Below are 16,101 nucleotides of genomic sequence, written 5' to 3' on the forward strand. Positions count from 1 at the left end.
ATAAAAATGATGATATTTAGGTTTACTTCTTTAATCGTAGAAATGTATAAATAAATGATGAATAGAGAACGCAGGTCAATATATTGTTGATTCCCCACACCAGATAAGCGTGTGAGATGAGCATATTACCGAGCTTATTGTGAAGAATAAAGATGAAAGCCGAAACTGCATAATACAGAAATATAAAAGCATCAGCCAAAAGAAAGCGATTATCTGATTCTGTTTTTCTAATTTCATGAAGCAAAGCAAGCCCCGCAAACCCGAATATAATGATATTGGAGATCACTTTTACGTAGTCATGATTGAGATCATTTAAGAAAAGCTGAGCAACAAGATACACCAGACCTAAAACAGGTATTAAATAAAGCCATATTTTCTGGAAATTGAGTTTTTTAAGATATAAAAACGTGAGAATAAAAAACACTCCGCCAATGTAGAAAGGGTAAATGTGATCAGTAGCCGTAGCATGCAAAAAATCTACTGAAACTGTCACCGCGCCTTCTATGAGAAATGTGTAAATAAGATAGTACGTATACCATCTCTCAGTATCGCGTAATTTTTTAAATTTTACGATACCACAAATCATCGCTACAAACAGAAAAAAGTAGCTGAGATATATTGTTGTGAAGAAAAAAAGTTCCATAAAATGCTAGCTGATAATTGATAATCAGGATAATAAATAATTTGCAATATTTTTAAAATTAATAATTTGTGATATGACTATAAAAATATGCAAATGTTTTCCATTAAACAAAATAGTAATCATTGATTTTTGATAAATTATTATCATTTTATTAAAATTTAAGCTAAGATATTTACGAATAAAATATTATTATGATTTTAGTCATATCCTACAAGTGTTTTCATTAATTGATCAGATTAAATTACTTTTGTAATCAATAATTCCAAACTATAAACTTAGATTATGACTGACTTTGTAACATCAGAAATTAAAAGCAATATCGCCGAGATCACTTTCGGAACTCAAAAAAGTAATGCCCTTCCTGGTAGCATCCTCGAAAAGCTGGCTCAAACAATTTTGGAAGAAGGAGCAAAAACCGAAGTAAAAGCAATTCTTGTGAAAAGTGAAGGGCAAAAAGCCTTTTGTGCAGGCGCAAGTTTCGATGAGTTGCTGGCGATCGAAGAGCTGGAAGCTTCTACAAAGTTTTTCGGTGGTTTTGCTAAAGTTTTGAACGCGATGAGAAACTGCGGTAAAATTGTAGTCGTAAGAGTACAGGGAAAAACTACAGGAGGAGGAGTAGGATTAGCCTGTGGAGCAGATTATTGTTTTGCAACAAAAGATTCTGCGTTGGCACTTACAGAGGTAAACCTGGGAATTGGGCCATTCGTGATCGGGCCATATGTGGAAAGAAAAATAGGTAAATCTCAGTTTTCGGCAATGGCAATTGATGCAGATTTCAGATCCGCAGAATGGGCAGAACAGCATAATATTTACCATTCCGTATCTGAAAACATTGCTGAGATGGATTCTAAACTAGAAAAATTTTTAAATACATTAGCAGCGAGAAGCGAAGATGCTTTATCTCTAATCAAGAAAGTTTCATGGGAAGGCACCGAGCATTTTAACGAATTGATGCCTGCGAGAATTCACATGAGCGCGAGTCTTATTCTTGAAGATTCTGCCAAAAAAAATATCGAAGCAATCAAAGAAAGATTGAGAGAAAAATAAGAAAGGGAAAAAACACCTCGTAAAAAGGGTGTTTTCCCTCTAAAATCTTGCTTTCAGTCAAAGTAGTTTTGTATCAAATAATTTATAAAACTCTTTATTATGAAAGCAAGATTTTTTTTATGTCTTATGACAGCCGCAGCTTTGGTGTTTAGCTGCAAAAGTGACGATGAGGAAATTGTACCTCATCCGGAAGCGTTTACCTACAGTGCCGTAACAGGTATGAGTACCGGAAATTCTTCTGTTGCCGGAACTGCAGCACCGGCGGGATACAGCTGGAGCGAAGTGAAAGCGCCGCAAAGTACATGGGGACTCAACGGAACAATGGGAGACCGCATGCTGACTGATGATTTTCAGGTGCCTTCCGGTGAAAAATGGAATGTGCAGAATTTGTACTTCTATTCTTACCAAACGGGTTTTTCCGGAACTACATTTCCGGTGAGCGAATTTTACTTTGAAATTTACTCGTCTGATCCTTCGGTCGCAGGAGCCGTAAAAATATACGGTGATACAACAACCAACCGATATATCTCTTCTGAAGAGACCAAGTGGTACAGAATTCTACAGGGACAAACGGATAATACCAGCAGAAAAATTTATAAAATGAAGATAAATTCGCCGGATCTAAATCTAGCTTCAGGAAACTATTGGATAAAATGGGGATCGAAAACATCTTCAGGAAGTCATTTTTACCCTCAGTTTCCTCATGATGCATCCAAGGTAAACAACGCACAACAGTTTGTAGTTGCAAGTTCTACATGGGTAAATTTAGATGATGGCGGGCAGCGCGTAAGTTTTCCCTTTGAGATCTCAGGAACCAAACTTCCCAATTAAACAAACCTAAACCAAATCACAAAGCCGTTCTGAAATTCAGAATGGTTTTTTTTTGCAAATCAAAAATTTAAAGCAGATTTCATTTTTATTTAAATACAAATTCGACAAATTGCTGGTGGTTTTATGTTTTAAACTTGGTTTGAAATTTTATATTTAATATCTTGTTTACTTAAAAATCTAGAAGTATACCATCATTTATTCGAGGCTGAAAATTCTTAAAGTTTTGAATATGATGTTTATTTAAACTGTTACCATGGGATCTTACGAAATATTTATTTTGCTGATTTGTCTTTCAGCGGCATTTGCATTCATCAATCAGAAATTTCTAAAACTTCCTTTTGTGATTGGGTTGTTTTTTCTTTCTACGATATTGTCTTTAGTGGTTCTTTCTTCTCAATTGTGGATCGATATTGATGTTCAGAAGATTGAAAGTTTTCTTGAAAATTCTAAAATTGACAAGTTGATCATAGATGTCTTTCTGGGATTTTTGCTTTTTGCGGGTGCCTTGCATACCAATTGGGGCGATCTCAGGACTCAGATAAAATCGATCACAAGTTTTGCATTGGGTGGAGTAATTATGTCAACGGGTATTATTGCCTGTCTGTTTTATTTTGTTGCGGGTTTCTTAGGAATCGAAATAGATTTCGTGTATTGTCTTTTGTTCGGAGCACTGATTTCTCCCACAGATCCTATCGCAGTACTCGGAATTTTGAAGAAAGCAGGTGTTCCTAAAAAGACAGAATCTGTAATCGTAGGAGAGAGTTTATTCAATGACGGTGTGGGTGTTGTTCTTTTTATTGCCTTGCTGGATACTTTGCGCGTAGGCAGTTTCAGCTTTGGTGATTTTGGTATACTGTTTATTCAGGAAGCTGTGGGCGGAGTGATCTTGGGATTGGTTTATGGCTATATTCTTCATTTACTTTTGAAAGCAGTAGATCATTATGAAACAGAAATCTTAATTACTTTAGCATTTGTAATGGGAGGATATTATCTCGCCAACTACTTTCACATTTCTGGTGCGCTTTCTATGGTTGTGATGGGACTGATGGTTGGTAATTTCCGTACCAGTGTTTCTATGAGCGATACGACACAGGAATATGTGAATAAATTCTGGGAACTGGTAGATGTAGTTCTCAATGCTTTATTATTTATCGTTATTGCTTTTGTGTTGATAGAAGTTGATTTTAAAACCGAATATGTAATTCTTGGCTTGCTGTCGGTGATCATTGTACTTTTCACGCGGTCATTTTTGGTATATCTGCCTTTAAGTATCTTCCCTAAATTTTCAATCTCAATAAGAACGATGCACGAATAATATCATGGGGCGGCTTGCGGGGCGGACTTTCTTTAGCTTTAGTTTTATCTCTACCGGTTAGTCCCGTAAAAGATGTTTTGCTCGTGGCTACTTATTTCACCGTTCTTTTCAGCATTCTGAATCAGGGTTTGACGATTGGAAAAGTTGCACAATGGGGCAAAAAGACTAAATCGTAAGATTTCGAAAAAAAAACTTTGATTTGTAAAAATAAATTATAACTTTGTAATTCAAAGTTCTTTTTATGGATTCAAAAAACTATCACGAAGACTTATCACATATCCGTTCAATGATGGAGCGGTCTTCACGTTTTATTTCGCTAAGCGGTTTGTCGGGTGTTGTTGCTGGTTTGGCTGCGATTCTCGGAGCAGTTTACGTTTACTTTGTTTTTCAGAGAGAAGGAATTGATTATTTTGACGGCGACAGAAATATATTCGGAAAAAAGTTGGTGCGCGAACTAGTCCTTACCGGATCTGTAATTTTAGCAATAGCATTACTGAGTGGTTATTTTTTTACAGCCAGTAAAAGTAAAAAGAAAGGCCTGAAAATTTGGGATGCAACAACCAAAAGACTTTTAGTCACGTTTGCGGTTCCGTTAGTAACAGGTGGGTTCTTTTGTCTTATCCTTTTATATCAACATCTATTCGTGTTGGTAGCTCCCTCAACTTTGATTTTTTACGGATTAGCCTTAGTAAGCGCAGAAAGATATACTTTAACAGATATTAAATATTTAGGATATTGTCAGATTGTTTTAGGGTTGCTTTCCCTTTTGTTTTTGGGATGGGGACTGGTTGCCTGGACAATCGGTTTTGGGATTTTGCATATTGTTTATGGGTTGATAATGCATATTAAATATAAGTAGTAATAATTAAAAACTGATTAACTGTATAACAAATCAACTGTAATGATTAACATTTCAAAACTCAACAAAGAATTCGAAAGCCGTGTAAGATTGGGCATCATGTCTGTTCTTATGGTCAACGATTGGGTTGATTTTTCTGAAATGAAAAACCTTTTGGATATTACAGACGGAAACATGGCAAGTCACAGCAATGCCTTAGAAAAAGCCAATTATATAGAAGTGAAAAAAGAATTTGTCGGGAAAAAACCGAAAACTTCATATCGGGTTACGCAATCGGGTAGGATCGCTTTTACAGAACATCTGGACGCATTAGAAAAATTAATCGGAAGATAAAAACTATATTTTTTTGGATATTAACTTTGAAACGCAAAGTACTTTAATAAATTAAATTTAAAATTATGATGACACAAAAACAAAAAACAACGTTTATTTATGCTACGCCTGCTGTAGTTCTCAGTATTCTCTTTATTATAGACGGTATTTCGAAAGATTTTTATTGGTCTTCCCGTGATTTCGGCATTGCCGCGTTTCTCTTATTCGGGACAGCTATTCTTATTGATGTAATCAGAAGAATCGTCAAAGGTACAATGTACAAAATCCTGGCATTTTCAGTAATAATGCTCTTGCTGATCCTTGTTTGGGCAGAATTGGCAGTTGGTATATTCGGAACTTCTATCGCTGGAAACTAACATAATTTTTTATAAATCATGACCAGAAAGCATTTCCTCAAAAGACTTTTTCAGCTTTCAGTAATAGGATCTTTTCCGTTATTGTACTCATGGCAAATTGAGCCATTTTGGGTAGAATTCGTACAACGGAAACTTCCTGTCAAAAATCTGCCTAAAGATTTAGAAGGAAAAATTCTGATGCAGATTTCAGATCTTCATGTCGGCGATCGCTTCGACTGGAAATTTTTAATTGAATCATTCGGAAAAGCTCAGCAATACCATCCGGATTTTGTGGTTTACACCGGAGATTTTGTGAATGACGGAACTCCCGATGATCACGAAAGTTTAAGAAAAGTGATGCAAAAAGCAGTCTACGGTAAGTTGGGCACTTTTGGGATTCTTGGAAATCACGACTACGGAAAAAACTGGAAAGATTTGGGCTCTTCAGAAACGATCTGCGAAATTCTCGAAAATTGCGGCGTGTCGATGCTCAAAAATGAACAGGAAGAATCGCATGGTTTAAATATCATCGGCTTCGATGATCTTTGGTCGCCCAATTTTGATCCTCTGAAAATTATGAAAGATTACGATTCTTCAAAAGCCAATATTGTGCTTTGTCATAATCCCGACGTTTGCGATAAAGATGTCTGGAACGGCTATCAAGGCTGGATTCTCAGTGGACATACGCATGGCGGACAATGCAGAATTCCCGGAGTGATTACACCAATTCTTCCGGTGGAGAACAGAAAATATATTTCGGGAGAGATTGATCTCGAAGATGGAAGAATGCTTTACATCAACCGCGCCATCGGTCATTCTTTTCAGGTGAGATTTATGGTGCGCCCGGAAATTACAATTTTCACTTTAACACAAGCTTAATTATTAAATGATGAATGAAAAAGAAATTATAAATACAGGAAAAACCTTTTTTTGGCTCTCGTTTTTTCTCGGAAACGTCTGTCTTTTTGGATATTTATTAAGTAAAAACGATCAATTTGCATTCGGTGGTTTTCTTGTCTTGATTTTTGGAACATTAATTAATTTTTTGATCGTCTTAGGTTTACTGATTTATGGTTCTATGTATAAATCTAAACTTAAAATTTTGTATCAGAGCATCCTTAATTATGAGTATCAATATACCTTTTGCTATTCTTTATTATTTTATTGGAGCTTCTCTTCTAAACTTTTAAAATTCACTAAAATAACTCAGTTATGAAAAAAATACGTGTTCAATTTCTCCTTTTTGTTTACGACAAAACTCAAAAACTTTACAGAAAATACTTTAAAAAGAAGAAAAGACAGTGGCAGTTTAATGAAAAACAGTTGCTGGAATTTCAAGAAGATTCTTTAGGAAGAAAACTGGGTGAATTTTACAAACGCCACGGTTTTACAATGATTCCCAAAATGGAAAATCATGACGTACATCATCTAATTACTGGTTGCGGAACCAACTTTGAAGACGAAATCGCAATGCAGTTTCTCCTTCTCGGAAACGGAAAAATAAACGCTCACCTGCTCGCAGCGGTAGGTTTAGGAATTGTAATTCTGCCGGAATATTTCAAAATGTATATCAATGCCTACAAAAAAGGTCAAAAAATGCGGACATTCCATCATATCAATTTCGAAGAACTTCTCTGGCAGAATTTCGATCATGTAAAAGATTTCATCAGACAAAAAGAAACGCCGGTGATTTTTTAATGTCAACCTTATACTGAACCTTAACCTCAACTTTAAAACTCATGAAAACACATCACTATATATTTCTTACAACCGCTTTGTTCGTTATTTTATTTTATAACGAAAATGTGGGTCTCAATCTCGGTATCTTAGGAATTGCGTATTCTTTTCTTACGCTTTCTAAAACACCTGAAAGAAACAGAACTAAAATTTTTCTTACTCTTTTGGTGACGAGTGTACTTTCCAGTATTGCTTTTGCGTGGTACGGAGATTTTCCTTCCTTTTTAGCGGTTGTAATTTCACTGTTGCTCCTTTCTTACCGTTCACGAAACAGGAGAATGAAAGTCCTTTTACTGATTCCTGTTTTTGTCGTCAATTGCTTTACGTTTATCTGCAGGTTTTTCAGTTTTGATTCGTGGCTTCCGAAAACAAATACTTCCGGACTTTGGCAAAAAACTTTAGCATTTATATTGATTCCTTTCATTTTGATCTCTATTTTCTTCGGAATTTATTCAGCCGGAAGTGATCATTTTGCAAGTGTTTTTAGTGATTATGAATTGGATATTAATTTCTGGCAATTGCTGTGCATCACCATCTTAGGCTTTTTCATTGCTTTTAATTTCTGGAATTATTCTGTAGAAAAACTTATTTACAAACAGAATCATATTCTCAGAAATCAGTTTAATGAACAGGATAAAATTCAGAAATCTACCTATTCTTTTTTAGATTTAAATTCTGAAAGAATGAGTGGCGTTGTTTCTTTCTTTTGTTTAAATATTTTGCTGATATTTTTCATTTTTACTTTTAATTATGAACAGTTTTACGAAAAGGTAAAAACGCCGAACCAACTTTCAGAAGAAACGCATGAACGTGTTGTTGCCGTCATCATGTCAATTGTAATGGCTATTTTGGTAATTATGTTTTATTTTAAATCAAATTTCAACTTCGATCCGAAAGCTGGTTTAATGAAAATTTTAGTAAAAATCTGGATCGTTCTCAATGCGATTTTAGTTATTTCTGCCATGCTAAAAAATACCGAATATATTGTCAGTTATGGTTTTACATACAAACGTTTGGGTGTTTATGCATTTTTATTTTTGTCTTTAGTTGGCCTCGCAATGACTTTCATCAAAATACAAATGAAAAAGAGAAATGCCTTTCTTTTTAACGCGATGATCTGGTATTTTTATGGAACAATTTTAGCATGCAGTTATATCAATTGGGGCGGAATCATCACTGCACAGAATATGAAAAGAAGTGATTTTAATGTTGATTATCACACTACTTTTATAAGTTATAATGAAAAAGATCTGCTCAAATTTGCTAAAGAGAAAAGAAACCTACAGTTGAAAAAAGAGATTTTAGAAAGAATAAGAATTGAAAAATCCGAAACTTTTTTATCCAAAATTATTTACTACGAGACTGTTCGGGACTAATTTGAATCGCAATAATTAAATTGATATTAATGTGATTTTTAATTTTTAAAATATTTGAAATTATGAAAAAAGTACTGTTGTTACTGATGCCGTTAATGATTTTATCATGTAAAAAAGAATCATCTGTTGCTGAAAATACAAATCAGGATTCTGTTGTAGCAATCGAAAAAGTGGTTCAGGATTCTGCATTTGATTCCGTTGATCAATCTCAAAAAGATTCTGTCATCAATAATGCTGCGATTACCAAAGAAGTTTTGCGTACGGGTGTTGCTAGAGAAGAAAAAGACAGGGTGATCGTGAGATTAGCTGATGGCGAGCGACTTCCTTTTACAATTGGCGAAGAATTTACCGATAAACATGATAAGCTGATTCTTAAGATTTCTAATTACAATAAACCGAAAATTACTGCAAAAATAGCCACCAAGCAACAGGATTTTAATATCAGATTCAATCAGATTCAACTTCCTGATGGTAAAATGGATGGGCCGTTCATGAGAGAAATTACATATGACGTACCGAAACCGGGCGAAATATGGCTGATCATTGGTAAGAACAATATGGCAGATGGAAAAACTACAGGTAGCTTTTCTGTAACAGTAGAATAATTTTGGTATAGTTTGTGCAAATTAAACTTCTAAATTTTAATTTAATTATTATGAAAAATATATTTTCAGCAGCGATTTTGGCTTCTGCGGCTTTAGTAAGTTGCGGTACCGTACAATCGGTTATTCAGAATACGTTCCCATATACAGCAAATGTTTTGGTTTCTACCGGAGTTCCGGCGAATAAAGAAGTTTCGTCTACCGCTACAGCAACCAACGTCCAAACTTGGTTTGGGGGAAATAATAATGCACAGATTAAAGATGTAAGAATTTCTGATGCTAAAATTTCAGTTGTTTCGCCTGCAGGAGGAAATTTGAGTGCTTTGAAATCTGTGAAAGTTTATATTTCGTCCAAAGGAACAAGCGAAAGACTGGTAGCTTCAAGACCTGATATTTCGTCAAATTCTTCAAGTTTAAATTTAGATTTAAACAGTGATAACGGATATTTAGATGAAGTTGTAAAAAGTACAGGAGTAACAGTAAGAACAGTTTATGAACTGAAAAATCAAACGACTTCTGATATGAATCTAAAAGTTGCTTTAAATTTCAGCAGTGTACCTGTAAGATAGAATACAGTTTTAAGTTAAATAAAAATGCTTTCTCAATATTTGCGAGAAAGCATTTTTTTATTTAATCAACATTATTTTATCTTATAAATAGAAAGTTCAGCTGAAGCATCAGTTAAAACTCCTCCAGCTAAACCTCCGGTAACAACGCCAAACCGTACTCTGTCTCCGGCAGTAAATTGATAAATATGGCTGATCTGGCCTTCTGTTAATGCTAAGTTGGCAAGGGTAAGTCCACCCACTAAAGGAAGTCCGGGTAAAGCTAATATACTGATGCCTCCAAAATATCTGTAGTCTATAGTCGTTGCAGTTGTGATAGCTGCGCCTGCGGCAGTTTTTGTGATAATGAGACCTGGTCGGTTTGCTGCTAATGTTTCCAGTCTCAACCCTTGACCTGTTCTATAACTGTAATTTACCTGATAAATACCACTTGTAGGCACTGTATAATATGAATCTGACGCGGTGGTAGTAATTTGGGTTGAGGTAATATCTACGTTAGCGTTGGGCAAAGATTCTGCTGTTGGTAATGCTATGGTCTGCACTGAACTTCCTAGTAAATTGATTCCTATATTTAAAAGAGAAAGACTACCTCGTACTCTTGTAGCATAAGCTCCATCACCTGTCGTTGACTGATTTATTGCGCCTTCAGGAAGTATATTCCATGTGCCAGTTCCTGTTCCATTGTTAGCGGTAGCATCGTAAACGAAAAGCCCTTTTGTAATTACACCAGTAGTTTTTGGTCCGGTGATTGTTGCAGGCGATGTGACGTAAACTATTGCACCATTTTGTGCCGGTCCGTAAGCTGGCTCTTTCAATCTGAGTGAATCGCCAGAAATTCTGGGAGGGATAATTCCGTCAGGAAAGGCTAGTTCAGTTCTTTTTTGAACGTGTAATGTCGATTTTGGGTTATTTGTGTTGATACCCACTTGCGCCTTACTGCTATATCCAAAAAGAAAAAGGATAAGCAAAATGTAACATTTTTTCATAGTAGTTAGGTTAGTTTCGGTTCCCTAATTTAACTAATAAAATGCGTATTAAACAACAATAATGTATTATATATGTCAATAATACTGCAATATCGTGATTATGATTAATTAGTCCTAATCGTAACTTTTGGTAACTAATCATATGTATGTGAAATAAATGTCCCTTTTCGAAATGATCAAAATGAGACATAAAAGGAAAAAATCACCAAAAAGTGGTTTGGGTTTAAATTTTTGTAATAGAATCCATAAGAATGGTGACAGGGCCGTCGTTTAATAAGGAAACTTTCATATCAGCCCCGAAAATTCCACTTTCTGTTTTTAATCCGAATTTTTTAATTTCTTCTTTAAAATATTCAAACAAAGGAATCGCTTTCTCGGGTTTTGCAGCCTTTATGAAAGAGGGGCGGTTCCCTTTTTTATAATCTGCAATCAGTGTAAATTGGCTGATACAAAGTATTTCCCCCGAAATATCTTGCACTGAAAGATTGAGTTTGTCGTTTTCGTCACCAAATATTCTGAGATTTAAAATTTTATGAATCAGCCAATCGGCGTCAGGTTGCTCGTCTTGCTCATCAATTCCAATCAAAAGTAAAAGTCCCTTGTTGATCTCTCCCACAACGATGCCGTTAACTTTCACACTTGCCTCAGAAACTCTCTGTATGACTGCTCTCATTTAGTTATAAATATTTAAATTGTTTGTCGCTGCATCATAATTCCAAAAATATGTTTTCGGAGGAACTGATGACACTGCGGTAGGCTGACCGGTGATTAAAATCCAGGTAGCATTATCTTTGGGACAAACAATACTTATATTATCTTTAATTTCTAAAGTTGTATTGCTTTCTGGGCAAAGATGAGGTGCGTTTCTGTCATAAACTTTAAAAGATACGGGGCTATCTTGAACTCTCACAACTATTAAACCCCGTGTTCCGGATTGTTGTTCGTCTATATAAACAGGCTGTCCTACGTAGTTTAAATTGTTATAAGCAGCAAGATTTAGATTGAGGTTCACGCTGATGGGAGAGTTTGGAAAACAGCTTACCGTATCTTCTCGGGTATTGCAAGAGTTTATACTTAAAAAACTGAAAGTCAATAAGATGGAAAATGATATGATTGAGAAAGTTTTTTTCATTTGAATATAAATTTTTATATATTTGTAAAACAATAACGATTAACACGCAAAAACATTGTCCGACAAATGTCGGATTATTTTTTTATACTAAAACAAAATTTTAAAATTATGGCGAGCTATGTAACTAAGGAAGGATTAGAGAAAATGAAAGCCGAGCTTGAGCAATTGGAAAAGATTGAAAGACCGAAGATTACTCAACAGATTGCAGAAGCAAGAGATAAAGGAGATTTGTCTGAAAATGCAGAATATGATGCAGCCAAAGAAGCACAGGGAATGTTGGAAATGAGAATTTCTAAACTGAAAGATATTGTTACGACTTCTAAAGTAATTGATGAAACTCAACTTGATACCTCAAAAGTGTCGATCTTAACGACAGTGAGATTGATGAATAATGATACCAAAAAAGAGCAGATTTTTAAACTGGTTCCGGACAATGAAAGTGATCTGAAATCGGGTAAAATATCTGTAAATACGCCGATTGCAAAAGGTTTATTAGGAAAAGTGATCGGTGAAAAAGCTGAGATCATCCTGCCAAACGGAAATAAACTTTCGTTCGATGTTTTGGAGATCACGCTTGATTAATATTTAAACAGATTAAATTAGACCTTAGAATGAGTTCAATATTTACAAAAATTATCAACGGCGAAATTCCCGCTTATAAAATTGCAGAAAATGACGATTTTGTTGCTTTTTTAGATGCAATGCCTTTGGTGAAAGGTCATACTCTGGTTGTTCCGAAAAAGGAAATCGATCTTATCTTTGATTTGGATAGCGAAGGATACAAAAATCTTTGGGGATTTACTCAGGATGTGGCAAAAAAAATAAAAAGTGCGGTTCCTTGCGTCAGAGTGGGAATTGCAGTTGTAGGACTTGAGGTTCCTCATGCACACATTCACCTGATACCATTAAATAAGGTAGAAGATATGAACTTTAAAAACGAACGACTCAATTTATCTGTAGAAGAGTATACAGAAATTCAAAATTCAATAATTAATTCTTAACAAAACAAGAAAGTCGTAAAAGAGAAATTTTTTACGATTTTCTGTAATATATTCAAACTAAAATGAATGCAAACCAATGTTCTTTCTGTGGCAAGAAAAGAAGTGAAGTGCAAATGCTGGTTTCCGGGCAAAACGGATTTATATGCGAAAACTGTATTGAGCAAGCTCATTCAATCGTAAAAGACAGCGCGTCTCCTGCAGGATATTCTCCCGCAGAAAGTATCGACGACTTAAAAAAACCAAAACAGATAAAAGAATTTCTTGATCTGTATGTAATAGGACAAGATCAGGCTAAAAAGCAACTTTCTATCGCGGTATATAATCATTACAAAAGGTTGTTGCACGCAAAGGAAGAAAACCGCGAAGTAGAGCTGGAAAAATCTAACATCATCATGATCGGTGAAACCGGTACAGGAAAAACTTTACTGGCAAAAACGATCGCTAAAGAGTTGAATGTTCCTTTCTGTATTGTAGATGCTACTATTTTGACAGAAGCAGGTTATGTAGGTGAAGATGTGGAGAGTATATTGTCTAGACTGCTTATGGTGGCAGATTATGATGTCGAAAAAGCAGAAAAAGGAATCGTTTTTATTGATGAGATTGATAAAATTGCTAGAAAATCTGATAACCCAAGTATTACAAGAGATGTTTCCGGAGAAGGTGTGCAACAAGGTTTGCTGAAGCTTTTGGAAGGAAGTATCGTGAATGTTCCGCCTCAGGGAGGAAGAAAACATCCTGACCAGAAGTATATTCAGGTGAATACACAAAACATTTTGTTTATTGCCGGTGGAGCTTTTGATGGTATCAAAGAGATCATTGAAAGAAGAATGAATAAGCAGGCGATTGGTTTCAGCTCTGAAAAAATTAATAAAGTAGGAGAAGATGACTATGTGTTAACAAATATTAATGCAATCGATCTTCGTACGTTTGGATTGATTCCTGAGCTTCTCGGAAGGTTTCCTATTATCACCTATTTGGAGAAACTAACCAAAGAAACGATGGTAAGAATTATGACAGAACCAAAGAATTCGATCACCAACCAATTTGTTGAACTTTTCAAAATGGATGGGACAAAACTCGTGTTTACAGAAAGTGCTGTAGAGAAGATTGTAGATGAAACTATGGAGAAAGGATTGGGCGCCAGAGGTCTTCGAGGAACTACAGAGAAAGTTCTGGAAGACTATATGTTCTCAATCGGAGAAGATGAGGAAATCATACTAAAAGAAGAGAATATTTTGATAGCTAAGTAAATTTAGTATTTTTTTTGAAAAAAAGTCATATCTTTGCAGGTGAAGATTGTATTAACACAAAAAAAATATTATACAATGAAAAAAAATTTATTTATCATAGGACTGTTATCCCTAACGGTCTCTATTAATGCACAAACTATTTTACTACATTTAGATGCCACAGCTAAAATGTATGTTAGTAAAGGCACCCTCGTCTATAATGGTGGAGGACTTCAGACAAAAGGATCTGGAGCAAACCTTCCTAATATAGAAAATCATGGCAATTTTATGATTGTAAGCAATACGTCGTCAGATGTATTTAGAAACTTAGACGATTCTGGTGCTGAAAATGTCGCCGGAATTTCTGGTACTTTTGTTAATAAACTTAATGAAGAAACTGCTTATGCTTCTGTTAATCCCGACTGGGATCCTGGTACGCCAGGAGTAGCTCCCATCCCTGTATATACTTATGGTCAGCTCTTTATTGACGGTATTTCACAAGGGAATATCAGAGGTGTTGTCAATCAGGAGTTTAGACAGCCCTCACACGGCTCTTATCAACAAATGGGATTTCCTTTTTATGATAAAACAATTTCTACTTTAAGTGGAGCTGCCGGATTAGGCAAAACATTTAGTAATACTAGATATTCAGGTAACGAGATTCTTTATTGGAACAATACTAGTGTTGTTTCAGCTAATTTACCAAATGGTTTAAATACCAAACTAGGTGTTGATTTAAGTCCATTCTCATATTTTATTGTGGGAGGTAGTGGTTTAAATGTCAGTACCCAAACTAGAACATTGGTAGGAAGGCCTGTTGCTACAACCGCTGCATCTTTACCAGTTACTCTCGGTGGAGCTGGAGCCAATCTTAATTTTGGAACAAATGGTTTTGGGCTTAATCAGTATAACGAATACTATAACACCTATCTGCAAGATTCATTTGACACTTCAGCTGGCGTTTGGTTAGGTAATTTTGGTAAAAATATTTACCAATTTGGAAATCCATATATGACAAATTTGGATCTATCGCAGATAGCTACAGCAGAAGCAAATGGCGACGGCAACAATTTGAGCAATATATATGGAATTAGGCTTGAAGTACAAGGAGTTCAGTATAATTCATCAGGAGGTGGATCTACTACTTTTAAATCTGTTACTTTTGCAAGCGGAGTTCCTACTGGAGATGTTACTTATGCTATGGTTCGACCTATGGGAACATTTGTTGTAAAATTGAAATCTGATTTAGCAGTACCTGAATCTCTTAATTTTGCAACTTTAAGAAGATTTAATTATCATAGAAGATTGGCAGGAACGGCTTATGGAGTTACTGCTGCTAAAAACACACCTTCAGGAACAGTTAAACAATTAGGAGTGATCGGATTAGATGCTAATGGAAATGAAGTTGATAGGACTTACTATGTAGTTTCTCCAAATACTATTTCCGGACATACTTCAAACCCAACGATACAAGTGACTGCTTCCAACTCTTTTGGAACGTATGAAGAAAATGCTGTTAATGGTGGATATGATCCTAATTATTTTTCTTATTGGTTATATATTAACGAAGCAAATGAAACTAACTTCAAGGGTAAAAATATAAAATTAGTAAATTATAATCCTAATATAGTTTCATTCAAATTTGAAATACGAGAAAATGCAGAAGAGATAGCTGCCGGTGCGCATCTTCTTTCTTCAGGAGAAGGTTTCTATTATAAAAAAGGAACTGAAACTTCTGTTTCTCCCGCATTGCAAGGTTCTACAGTTGCAAGTCAGGCAGGAACAAATAGTGGAATTGAATATGATCTATATTACGGTATGCCTACTAATGTAACATTGGGAGCTAATGAGATAAAAAGATCAAGTAGAACATTGGTGGTTTATAATCCGGAAACAAATGGCTATTTTGTAAGATTTGATCCTTCTTGGAAAACGGCAACAGTTGAAGTTTATGATCTTAGCGGTAAGTTAATATTATCTAAAAAAGAAGTTAATGCTTCTAGAGATTATGTACTTGATTTAGCAAAAGATCTAAAAATTGGTTACTTAGTAACTATTGTTTCTGATAAGGGAGAAAAAGTTACTTCAAAAATTGTAAAATAAACACAT

At 35.1% G+C, this 16,101-nt stretch carries 20 protein-coding genes; 16 read left to right on the plus strand and 4 right to left on the minus strand.

Translation table 11 applies throughout. The features are described 5' to 3' along the window. Window positions 1–22: 22 nt before the first annotated feature. Window positions 23–643 carry a hypothetical protein gene (locus tag PGH12_RS15010; RefSeq protein WP_267599875.1) on the minus strand — a complete coding sequence of 207 codons (621 nt, stop codon included), beginning with the start codon at window positions 641–643 and terminating at the stop codon, window positions 23–25. A gap of 282 nt (window positions 644–925) precedes the next feature. Here PGH12_RS15010 and PGH12_RS15015 point away from each other — a divergent pair, with 282 nt between their 5' ends. From PGH12_RS15015 to PGH12_RS15070, 12 genes are all read left to right on the plus strand, one after another. Further along, the gene (locus tag PGH12_RS15015) at window positions 926–1,690 is read left to right on the plus strand and encodes an enoyl-CoA hydratase/isomerase family protein (protein WP_267599876.1); all 765 of its coding nucleotides are present in this window, start codon (window positions 926–928) and stop codon (window positions 1,688–1,690) included. 99 nt (window positions 1,691–1,789) lie between these two features. After that, complete coding sequence (locus tag PGH12_RS15020; protein ID WP_267599877.1) at window positions 1,790–2,521, plus strand: hypothetical protein; 732 nt, start codon at window positions 1,790–1,792, stop codon at window positions 2,519–2,521. Between the two features lie 253 nt (window positions 2,522–2,774). Continuing rightward, window positions 2,775–3,836 carry a cation:proton antiporter gene (locus PGH12_RS15025; RefSeq protein WP_267599878.1) on the plus strand — a complete coding sequence of 354 codons (1,062 nt, stop codon included), beginning with the start codon at window positions 2,775–2,777 and terminating at the stop codon, window positions 3,834–3,836. A 14-nt stretch (window positions 3,837–3,850) separates the two neighbouring features. Next, the gene (locus tag PGH12_RS15030; protein WP_267599879.1) at window positions 3,851–4,012 is read left to right on the plus strand and encodes a hypothetical protein; all 162 of its coding nucleotides are present in this window, start codon (window positions 3,851–3,853) and stop codon (window positions 4,010–4,012) included. 65 nt (window positions 4,013–4,077) lie between these two features. Further along, window positions 4,078–4,695 carry a hypothetical protein gene (locus tag PGH12_RS15035; RefSeq protein WP_267599880.1) on the plus strand — a complete coding sequence of 206 codons (618 nt, stop codon included), beginning with the start codon at window positions 4,078–4,080 and terminating at the stop codon, window positions 4,693–4,695. Window positions 4,696–4,737: 42 nt separating this feature from the next. Further along, a complete protein-coding gene (locus tag PGH12_RS15040; protein ID WP_267599881.1) occupies window positions 4,738–5,028 on the plus strand; it encodes a winged helix-turn-helix domain-containing protein in 291 nt (96 codons plus the stop codon). 65 nt (window positions 5,029–5,093) lie between these two features. Next, a complete protein-coding gene (locus tag PGH12_RS15045; RefSeq protein WP_267599882.1) occupies window positions 5,094–5,384 on the plus strand; it encodes a hypothetical protein in 291 nt (96 codons plus the stop codon). A gap of 18 nt (window positions 5,385–5,402) precedes the next feature. Beyond that, window positions 5,403–6,242, plus strand: a complete 840-nt coding sequence (locus PGH12_RS15050) for a metallophosphoesterase (protein WP_267599883.1) — start codon at window positions 5,403–5,405, stop codon at window positions 6,240–6,242. Window positions 6,243–6,575: 333 nt separating this feature from the next. Continuing rightward, window positions 6,576–7,061 (plus strand): Coq4 family protein, encoded by a 486-nt coding sequence (locus PGH12_RS15055; RefSeq protein WP_267599884.1) that lies wholly within the window; start codon window positions 6,576–6,578, stop codon window positions 7,059–7,061. 41 nt (window positions 7,062–7,102) lie between these two features. Next, window positions 7,103–8,476, plus strand: coding sequence for a DUF4153 domain-containing protein (locus PGH12_RS15060; protein ID WP_267599885.1), 1,374 nt, complete (start codon window positions 7,103–7,105; stop codon window positions 8,474–8,476). A gap of 62 nt (window positions 8,477–8,538) precedes the next feature. Further along, window positions 8,539–9,081: a hypothetical protein gene (locus tag PGH12_RS15065; protein WP_267599886.1), complete on the plus strand. Its 543-nt coding sequence runs from the start codon at window positions 8,539–8,541 to the stop codon at window positions 9,079–9,081. Window positions 9,082–9,131: 50 nt separating this feature from the next. After that, the gene (locus PGH12_RS15070; protein ID WP_267599887.1) at window positions 9,132–9,647 is read left to right on the plus strand and encodes a hypothetical protein; all 516 of its coding nucleotides are present in this window, start codon (window positions 9,132–9,134) and stop codon (window positions 9,645–9,647) included. 71 nt (window positions 9,648–9,718) lie between these two features. Here the strand turns inward: PGH12_RS15070 and PGH12_RS15075 are convergent, their stop codons facing one another. The 3 genes from PGH12_RS15075 to PGH12_RS15085 all read right to left on the minus strand — a co-directional run bounded on the left by PGH12_RS15075 (window position 9,719) and on the right by PGH12_RS15085 (window position 11,762). Beyond that, on the minus strand, window positions 9,719–10,630 hold the full coding sequence (locus PGH12_RS15075; protein WP_267599888.1) for a hypothetical protein: 912 nt from the start codon (window positions 10,628–10,630) through the stop codon (window positions 9,719–9,721). 223 nt (window positions 10,631–10,853) lie between these two features. Continuing rightward, window positions 10,854–11,303 carry a D-aminoacyl-tRNA deacylase gene (gene dtd, locus PGH12_RS15080; protein ID WP_267599889.1) on the minus strand — a complete coding sequence of 150 codons (450 nt, stop codon included), beginning with the start codon at window positions 11,301–11,303 and terminating at the stop codon, window positions 10,854–10,856. Then, window positions 11,304–11,762: a hypothetical protein gene (locus PGH12_RS15085; protein WP_267599890.1), complete on the minus strand. Its 459-nt coding sequence runs from the start codon at window positions 11,760–11,762 to the stop codon at window positions 11,304–11,306. Between the two features lie 108 nt (window positions 11,763–11,870). Between PGH12_RS15085 and greA the strand changes: the two genes are divergently transcribed. The 4 genes from greA to PGH12_RS15105 all read left to right on the plus strand — a co-directional run bounded on the left by greA (window position 11,871) and on the right by PGH12_RS15105 (window position 16,095). Continuing rightward, the gene (greA, locus tag PGH12_RS15090) at window positions 11,871–12,344 is read left to right on the plus strand and encodes a transcription elongation factor GreA (RefSeq protein ID WP_267599891.1); all 474 of its coding nucleotides are present in this window, start codon (window positions 11,871–11,873) and stop codon (window positions 12,342–12,344) included. A gap of 29 nt (window positions 12,345–12,373) precedes the next feature. After that, window positions 12,374–12,763: an HIT family protein gene (locus PGH12_RS15095; protein ID WP_267599892.1), complete on the plus strand. Its 390-nt coding sequence runs from the start codon at window positions 12,374–12,376 to the stop codon at window positions 12,761–12,763. Between the two features lie 62 nt (window positions 12,764–12,825). After that, the gene (gene clpX, locus PGH12_RS15100) at window positions 12,826–14,013 is read left to right on the plus strand and encodes an ATP-dependent Clp protease ATP-binding subunit ClpX (protein WP_267599893.1); all 1,188 of its coding nucleotides are present in this window, start codon (window positions 12,826–12,828) and stop codon (window positions 14,011–14,013) included. 168 nt (window positions 14,014–14,181) lie between these two features. Beyond that, window positions 14,182–16,095 carry a T9SS type A sorting domain-containing protein gene (locus tag PGH12_RS15105; protein ID WP_267599894.1) on the plus strand — a complete coding sequence of 638 codons (1,914 nt, stop codon included), beginning with the start codon at window positions 14,182–14,184 and terminating at the stop codon, window positions 16,093–16,095. Window positions 16,096–16,101 lie beyond the last annotated feature (6 nt).

This window comes from Chryseobacterium sp. CY350, from assembly GCF_027945075.1.
Taxonomy (GTDB): Bacteria; Bacteroidota; Bacteroidia; order Flavobacteriales; family Weeksellaceae; genus Chryseobacterium.

Bases quoted from the DNA above. Each gene is read 5' to 3' on its own strand.
- PGH12_RS15010 (WP_267599875.1), bottom strand. From the start codon at position 643: ATGGAACTTTTTTTCTTCACAACAATATATCTCAGCTACTTTTTTCTG.
- PGH12_RS15015 (WP_267599876.1), top strand. From the start codon at position 926: ATGACTGACTTTGTAACATCAGAAATTAAAAGCAATATCGCCGAGATC.
- PGH12_RS15020 (WP_267599877.1), top strand. From the start codon at position 1,790: ATGAAAGCAAGATTTTTTTTATGTCTTATGACAGCCGCAGCTTTGGTG.
- PGH12_RS15025 (WP_267599878.1), top strand. From the start codon at position 2,775: ATGGGATCTTACGAAATATTTATTTTGCTGATTTGTCTTTCAGCGGCA.
- PGH12_RS15035 (WP_267599880.1), top strand. From the start codon at position 4,078: ATGGATTCAAAAAACTATCACGAAGACTTATCACATATCCGTTCAATG.
- PGH12_RS15040 (WP_267599881.1), top strand. From the start codon at position 4,738: ATGATTAACATTTCAAAACTCAACAAAGAATTCGAAAGCCGTGTAAGA.
- PGH12_RS15045 (WP_267599882.1), top strand. From the start codon at position 5,094: ATGATGACACAAAAACAAAAAACAACGTTTATTTATGCTACGCCTGCT.
- PGH12_RS15050 (WP_267599883.1), top strand. From the start codon at position 5,403: ATGACCAGAAAGCATTTCCTCAAAAGACTTTTTCAGCTTTCAGTAATA.
- PGH12_RS15055 (WP_267599884.1), top strand. From the start codon at position 6,576: ATGAAAAAAATACGTGTTCAATTTCTCCTTTTTGTTTACGACAAAACT.
- PGH12_RS15060 (WP_267599885.1), top strand. From the start codon at position 7,103: ATGAAAACACATCACTATATATTTCTTACAACCGCTTTGTTCGTTATT.
- PGH12_RS15065 (WP_267599886.1), top strand. From the start codon at position 8,539: ATGAAAAAAGTACTGTTGTTACTGATGCCGTTAATGATTTTATCATGT.
- PGH12_RS15070 (WP_267599887.1), top strand. From the start codon at position 9,132: ATGAAAAATATATTTTCAGCAGCGATTTTGGCTTCTGCGGCTTTAGTA.
- PGH12_RS15075 (WP_267599888.1), bottom strand. From the start codon at position 10,630: ATGAAAAAATGTTACATTTTGCTTATCCTTTTTCTTTTTGGATATAGC.
- dtd (WP_267599889.1), bottom strand. From the start codon at position 11,303: ATGAGAGCAGTCATACAGAGAGTTTCTGAGGCAAGTGTGAAAGTTAAC.
- PGH12_RS15085 (WP_267599890.1), bottom strand. From the start codon at position 11,762: ATGAAAAAAACTTTCTCAATCATATCATTTTCCATCTTATTGACTTTC.
- greA (WP_267599891.1), top strand. From the start codon at position 11,871: ATGGCGAGCTATGTAACTAAGGAAGGATTAGAGAAAATGAAAGCCGAG.
- PGH12_RS15095 (WP_267599892.1), top strand. From the start codon at position 12,374: ATGAGTTCAATATTTACAAAAATTATCAACGGCGAAATTCCCGCTTAT.
- clpX (WP_267599893.1), top strand. From the start codon at position 12,826: ATGAATGCAAACCAATGTTCTTTCTGTGGCAAGAAAAGAAGTGAAGTG.
- PGH12_RS15105 (WP_267599894.1), top strand. From the start codon at position 14,182: ATGTATGTTAGTAAAGGCACCCTCGTCTATAATGGTGGAGGACTTCAG.